The organism is Amycolatopsis rhizosphaerae (assembly GCF_007713715.1).
In the GTDB taxonomy this organism is placed as follows: domain Bacteria; phylum Actinomycetota; class Actinomycetes; order Mycobacteriales; family Pseudonocardiaceae; genus Amycolatopsis_E; species Amycolatopsis_E rhizosphaerae.
This window is the reverse complement of the sequence record NZ_VJWX01000540.1, coordinates 1-4,729: the sequence shown is the minus strand read 5'-3', so window position 1 is coordinate 4,729 and position 4,729 is coordinate 1. Positions and strand designations below refer to the sequence as shown.

Genomic DNA, 4,729 nt, shown 5'->3' with positions numbered 1-4,729 from the left:
GGACAGGGAGTTCATTGGTTCGGCGGGCGCCGTTTCCGTGCCCGGTGTCGTGGGGGGTGCGAGTGGCGGCGGAGCCGCCTTGATGGCCTGAACGGGCGGCAGGCAGGGGCCGCGGTCGGGGATGGCGCCGAGGTCGTCGGTCTCGCCGGAAGTGATCCCGAAGCAGTCGAGCCGGGCCAGCAGCAGCTGGGCCCGGGAATCGATCCGGGCGATGAGTTCAACCGAAGAGGTGAACTGGCCGAAGGCTCCGGCGGGGATGGTTCCGGCGGCCGCGGCGAGCTTGCCGTTCTGCTTCTGGGCCCAGGCGTGCAGCCGGTCGAGGTCCTGCCTGTCGCCCTGCACCGCGACCGCGGTGAACTGCGCGGTCCCGGTGGTGGCTTCGCGCTGGAAGTCGGCCAGTGCGGCCCGGTAGGGCGCGGGGTCGGCCCGGCCGAGCGCGGCGAGTTCGTCGAGCCGGTTCGCCGCGAAATCGAGGTGCTTCCGGGCCCTTGCCGCGTCCCCGAAGGACAGTCCGAGTTCGGCGGTCTCCCCGGCGCGTTTGACGGTGTACAGCGGGTCGCCGGGCAGCGCGTCGCGTGCCAGCAGCAAGCCGATGCCGCCGAGCACGATCACCAGGGCGACGGCCGCGGCCAGCACTTCGGCCAGCACACGGCGCCGCCTGCCGGGCGTGCGCCGTTCCGGTTCGGCGAGCCCGGCCAGGATCTCGCTCCGGATTCGCCGCCGTGCCTCCGCGTCGGGAGCCGCCGCGGCACCGAGCTCACGCAGGCCGGAAATCACTTCCAGCTCGCGTGCGGACCATCCGGGCACGTTCACGAGGGTTGAAACGATTTCTCCGGGGGTTCCGTTACGGCTTTCGCCCGCGATGGACGAGAAGCATAACCGTTGTTACGTAACGGAGAAGGCGGTTCAGCGCCAGGCCGGTGGGAGCAGTTGTGCGAGCTTGCGCACCGCGCGGTGTTGCAGTGCCTTGATCGCACCCTCGTTGCGCTTCATGATCTGCGCGGTCTCGGTCAGCGAGAGTCCCTGGATGAACCGGAGGACGATGCACTCCCGCTGGTCGTCGCCGAGATCGGCGATGCACCTGAGCAGCGCTTCCCGGGTGGCGGCCGACATCGCCAGCTGTTCGGGGCCGGTCACCGCGCCGCTGTCCGGCGCGGCGAAGGGCGCGGCACCGGATTCGGACACCTCGTCGGTGACGATCTCCAGCTTGTAGCGGCTCGACTTCACGTGGTCGAACACGATGTTGCGGGCGATCGTGATGAACCAGGCGCCCACGTCCCGGCCCTGGTAGCTGACCGAGGTGATCCGGCGCAGGGCCCGCAGGAAGGTCTCGCTGGTGATGTCCTCGGCCAGGTCCCGATCGCCGAGCCGGAAGAACACGTACCGGTACACCGCGTCGACGTACCGGTCGTACAGCGCGCCGAAAGCCGTCGTGTCGCCTTCCTGTGCGGCATGCACGAGGTCCCAGGCTTCGGGCTGTTCCCCGGGCAGCTCGACCGGACGCGCGACCGTGCCGACGCGCAGCCCCAGGGGGCGTGCAGCAAGCCAGTTCGTCACGGCGACTCCTCTGTCCCGACCCGAGTGACCACCACCACTCCGACGCGATCAGCAGCATACGGGTAGTTACCCGAAAGTAGGTAGTGATGTCTGTTGCGGAAGTGCGACGATCCGCGGGCTTCCCCATGACGGGGGATGAGGGGAGACACTGGGGGCATGCGCAACATCGCCGACCTGCTCGCCGCCGCAGCCGAACGCCTGCCGGACGCCACCGCGCTGATCGACATCACCGCGGGGGTGTCTTTGACCTGGCCAGAGCTCGATGCCGCGGTCAACGGGCAGGCCAAGGCGCTCATCGGGCAGGGGGTCCAACCCGGAGACCGCGTCGTGCTCAGGCTGCCCACCTCCGCCGAGTTCGTGATCGCGCTGTTCGCGGTGGCCCGCGCCGGTGCGATCGCGGTGCCGGTCTCCCCGCTGTCGCCACGGCCCGAGCTCACGTCCGTGGCCGAGCGCAGCGAAGCCCGTCTCGTGCTCAGCCGGGACGCCGAGGAGGGACAACCGGTGGCGACCGAGCCGGGCGAGCCGCTGTCCTCGGTGGGCGGTGACGAGGACATCGCGGTGGTCTCGTTCACCTCCGGCACCACCGGTCCCGTCCGCGGCGTGATGCTGTCGCACCGGGCGCTGCTGGCGAACGTCGAGCAGATGGCCGTCGTCCCGGACGCGCTGCGAGAGCAGGACCGCGTGTTCCTCTCGATCCCGCTCTGCCACATCTACGGGCTCGGGCCGGGTCTGCTCCAGTCCACCTACGCCGGGGCGACCGTGGTGCTCGCCGAGCGGTTCGAGGTGGCCGAAGCGCTCGAAATCTGCGCGAAACACCGGATCACCGTCTTCGGCGGGGTACCTGCGATGTACACCGATCTCGCCGACCAGCCCGCCGAGGAGCTGTCCGCGGCACTGGCCACGATCCGGCTGCTCAACTCCGGGGCGGCCCCGCTGCACCCCAAGGTGCTGGCCACGATCCGGGAGAAGACCGGGCTCGGCGTGTTCGAGGGTTACGGGCTGACCGAGGCCGCTCCGGTGGTCACCACCACCCTGGTCACCGGGTACGCCAAGCCCGGGTCCGTGGGACGTCCGCTGCCCGGCATCGAACTCCGTCTGGTCGGCTCCGACGGCGGCGTCGTGCCGATACCGCTCGACCCCGACGATCTCGACGACACCTTCGACGAGGACATGGCCGCGACCGGTCTCGTCGCCATCCGCGGCCGCAACCTCTTCTCCGGCTACTGGCCGGACGGTACCGGCGGTCCCGACGAGGATGGCTGGTTCCGCACCGGGGACGTGGGCTACCTGGACACCGACGGGGATCTGCACCTGGTCGACCGGGCGAACGACCTGATCATCGTCAACGGTTTCAACGTCTTCCCGCACGAGGTCGAGACCGTGATCACCGAGATGCCCGAGGTGGCCGAGGCCGCGGTGATCGGCATGATCGACGAGCGCAGCGGCGAGGCGGTCCGTGCGGTGGTGGTGCCGACCAGCGGGGCGGCCCTGTCCCAGCAGCAGGTGGTCGACTACTGCGCGGAGCGGCTGGCGGGCTACAAGGTGCCCCGCACCGTCGAGTTCGCCGATTCGCTGCCGCATTCGCCGGTCGGGAAGGTGATGAGATTACGGTTGAGGTCATGACCCAGGTGACGGTGATGACCAGGCAGGGCTGCTCCGCCTGTGTCAAGGCGGAGCAGGACGTGGCGCGGATCTGCGGTGAGCTCGGCGTCGAGTGGGCGACGGCGGATGTCGACTCCGATTCCGAATGGCGGGCCGAATACGGCGACCGGGTGCCGGTGATCCTCATCGACGGGGCCGAACACGGGTACTGGAAGGTCGAGGAAGACCGTTTCCGTAAGGCATTGGTAAGCGCCGGAAAGCGCTGACCGGTGGTGCGCGCGACGAGAATGGAGGCGTGCGCACCGACCCTGCCGACCCTGCCGCCGACTCCGCTGCCGACTCCGCCTCGCAGCCCCGCCTGTCCGCGCCCGTCGCGGGGCTGACCGGCCTGCTCGCCCTTGTCTCGGCGCTGGCCGCCGGGCAGCTCGTGGCCGCGTTCGTCGGTCCCGGCGCTTCGCCGTTCTTCGCGGTCGGCAACGCCGCGATCGACCTCACCCCCGGCTGGCTCAAGGACTTCGCGGTCCGCTCGTTCGGTACCGCGGACAAGACGGTCCTGCTCGGCGGGATGGCCGTGGTGCTGGTGGCCGTGGCGGTGGCCGCCGGTCTGGTGTCCCGGCGCCGCCCGCTGCCGGGGCAGTTGGTCATCGGCTTTTTCGGTGTCCTCGGCATCGCCGCGGTGCTCGCCCGGCCGGATCTCGGCCAGCTCGCGGTGGTGGCCCCGTTGGCGAGCCTGCTCGCCGGGGTGGGTGTGTTCGGCCTGCTGCACCGCGCGGCGCTCAGCCGTGGTGTTTCGGCGAGCAGGCGGGCCTTCCTGGGCACGGTGGCCGCGGCCGGCGTGGCCGGAGTCGCGGGCAGCCTGGTCGGTTCGGCGAAGGACGCCGACGGTTCCCGGGCCGGAGTCGGGCCGTTGACGGCCGCGCGGCCTGCCCCGCCGATCCCCGCGGACGCCGATTTCGCCAAGCTGGGCAGCCCCTCCTTCCTCACCCCGAACTCCGCCTTCTACCGGATCGACACCGCGCTCGTCGTGCCGCAGGTGCGTGCGGAGGACTGGCGGCTGCGGGTGCACGGCATGGTCGACCGGGAGATCACCTACCGCTACGAAGACATCCGGAGCCGGCCGCTGGTGGAACGGATCGTCACTCTGTGCTGCGTGTCCAATCCGGTGGGCGGGCCCTACATCTCCACGGCCCGGTTCCTCGGGGTGGACCTGGCGGACCTGCTGGCCGAGGCCGGGGTCCGGCCCGGTGCCGAGCAACTGTTCTCGACCAGCGTCGACGGTTTCACCGCGGGCACGCCGCTCGCGACGGTGCTGGAACCGGGTCGCGGGGCGATGCTCGCGATCGGCATGAACGGCGAGCCCCTGCCGATCAAGCACGGTTTCCCGGCCCGGCTGGTGGTGCCCGGGCTCTACGGCTATGTCTCGGCGACCAAGTGGGTCACCGACCTGGAGGTGACCACCTGGTCGGCGCGGCAGGCGTACTGGCTGAAGCGGGGCTGGGCGGAGCAGGCGCCGGTCAAGACCGAATCGCGGGTCGACGCGCCGCGGGGGACGGTGGCGGCGGGCAAGGTG

The 4,729-nt window shown here is 70.7% G+C and carries 5 protein-coding genes; 3 read left to right on the top strand and 2 right to left on the bottom strand.

Annotation, left to right across the window (positions count from 1 at the left end; translation table 11 throughout):
* Both FNH05_RS32560 and FNH05_RS32555 read right to left on the bottom strand, forming a co-directional pair.
* Nucleotides 1-807: DUF5667 domain-containing protein (locus tag FNH05_RS32560; protein WP_144592680.1), on the bottom strand; the 807-nt coding region annotated here is incomplete at its 3' end.
* Nucleotides 808-906: 99 nt separating this feature from the next.
* Complete coding sequence (locus FNH05_RS32555) at nucleotides 907-1,530, bottom strand: sigma-70 family RNA polymerase sigma factor (protein ID WP_246128080.1); 624 nt, start codon at nucleotides 1,528-1,530, stop codon at nucleotides 907-909.
* 162 nt (nucleotides 1,531-1,692) lie between these two features.
* On the opposite strand from FNH05_RS32555, the gene FNH05_RS32550 reads away from it, so the two are divergent.
* The 3 genes from FNH05_RS32550 to FNH05_RS32540 all read left to right on the top strand — a co-directional run.
* The gene (locus FNH05_RS32550; protein WP_425458510.1) at nucleotides 1,693-3,180 is read left to right on the top strand and encodes an AMP-binding protein; all 1,488 of its coding nucleotides are present in this window, start codon (nucleotides 1,693-1,695) and stop codon (nucleotides 3,178-3,180) included.
* Nucleotides 3,177-3,425, top strand: a complete 249-nt coding sequence (locus FNH05_RS32545; RefSeq protein WP_144592677.1) for a glutaredoxin family protein — start codon at nucleotides 3,177-3,179, stop codon at nucleotides 3,423-3,425. Before FNH05_RS32550 ends, FNH05_RS32545 begins: the two co-directional genes overlap by 4 nt.
* Nucleotides 3,426-3,454: 29 nt before the next feature.
* Nucleotides 3,455-4,729 (top strand): molybdopterin-dependent oxidoreductase (locus FNH05_RS32540; RefSeq protein ID WP_425458509.1); only part of this gene is annotated, 1,275 nt, incomplete at its 3' end.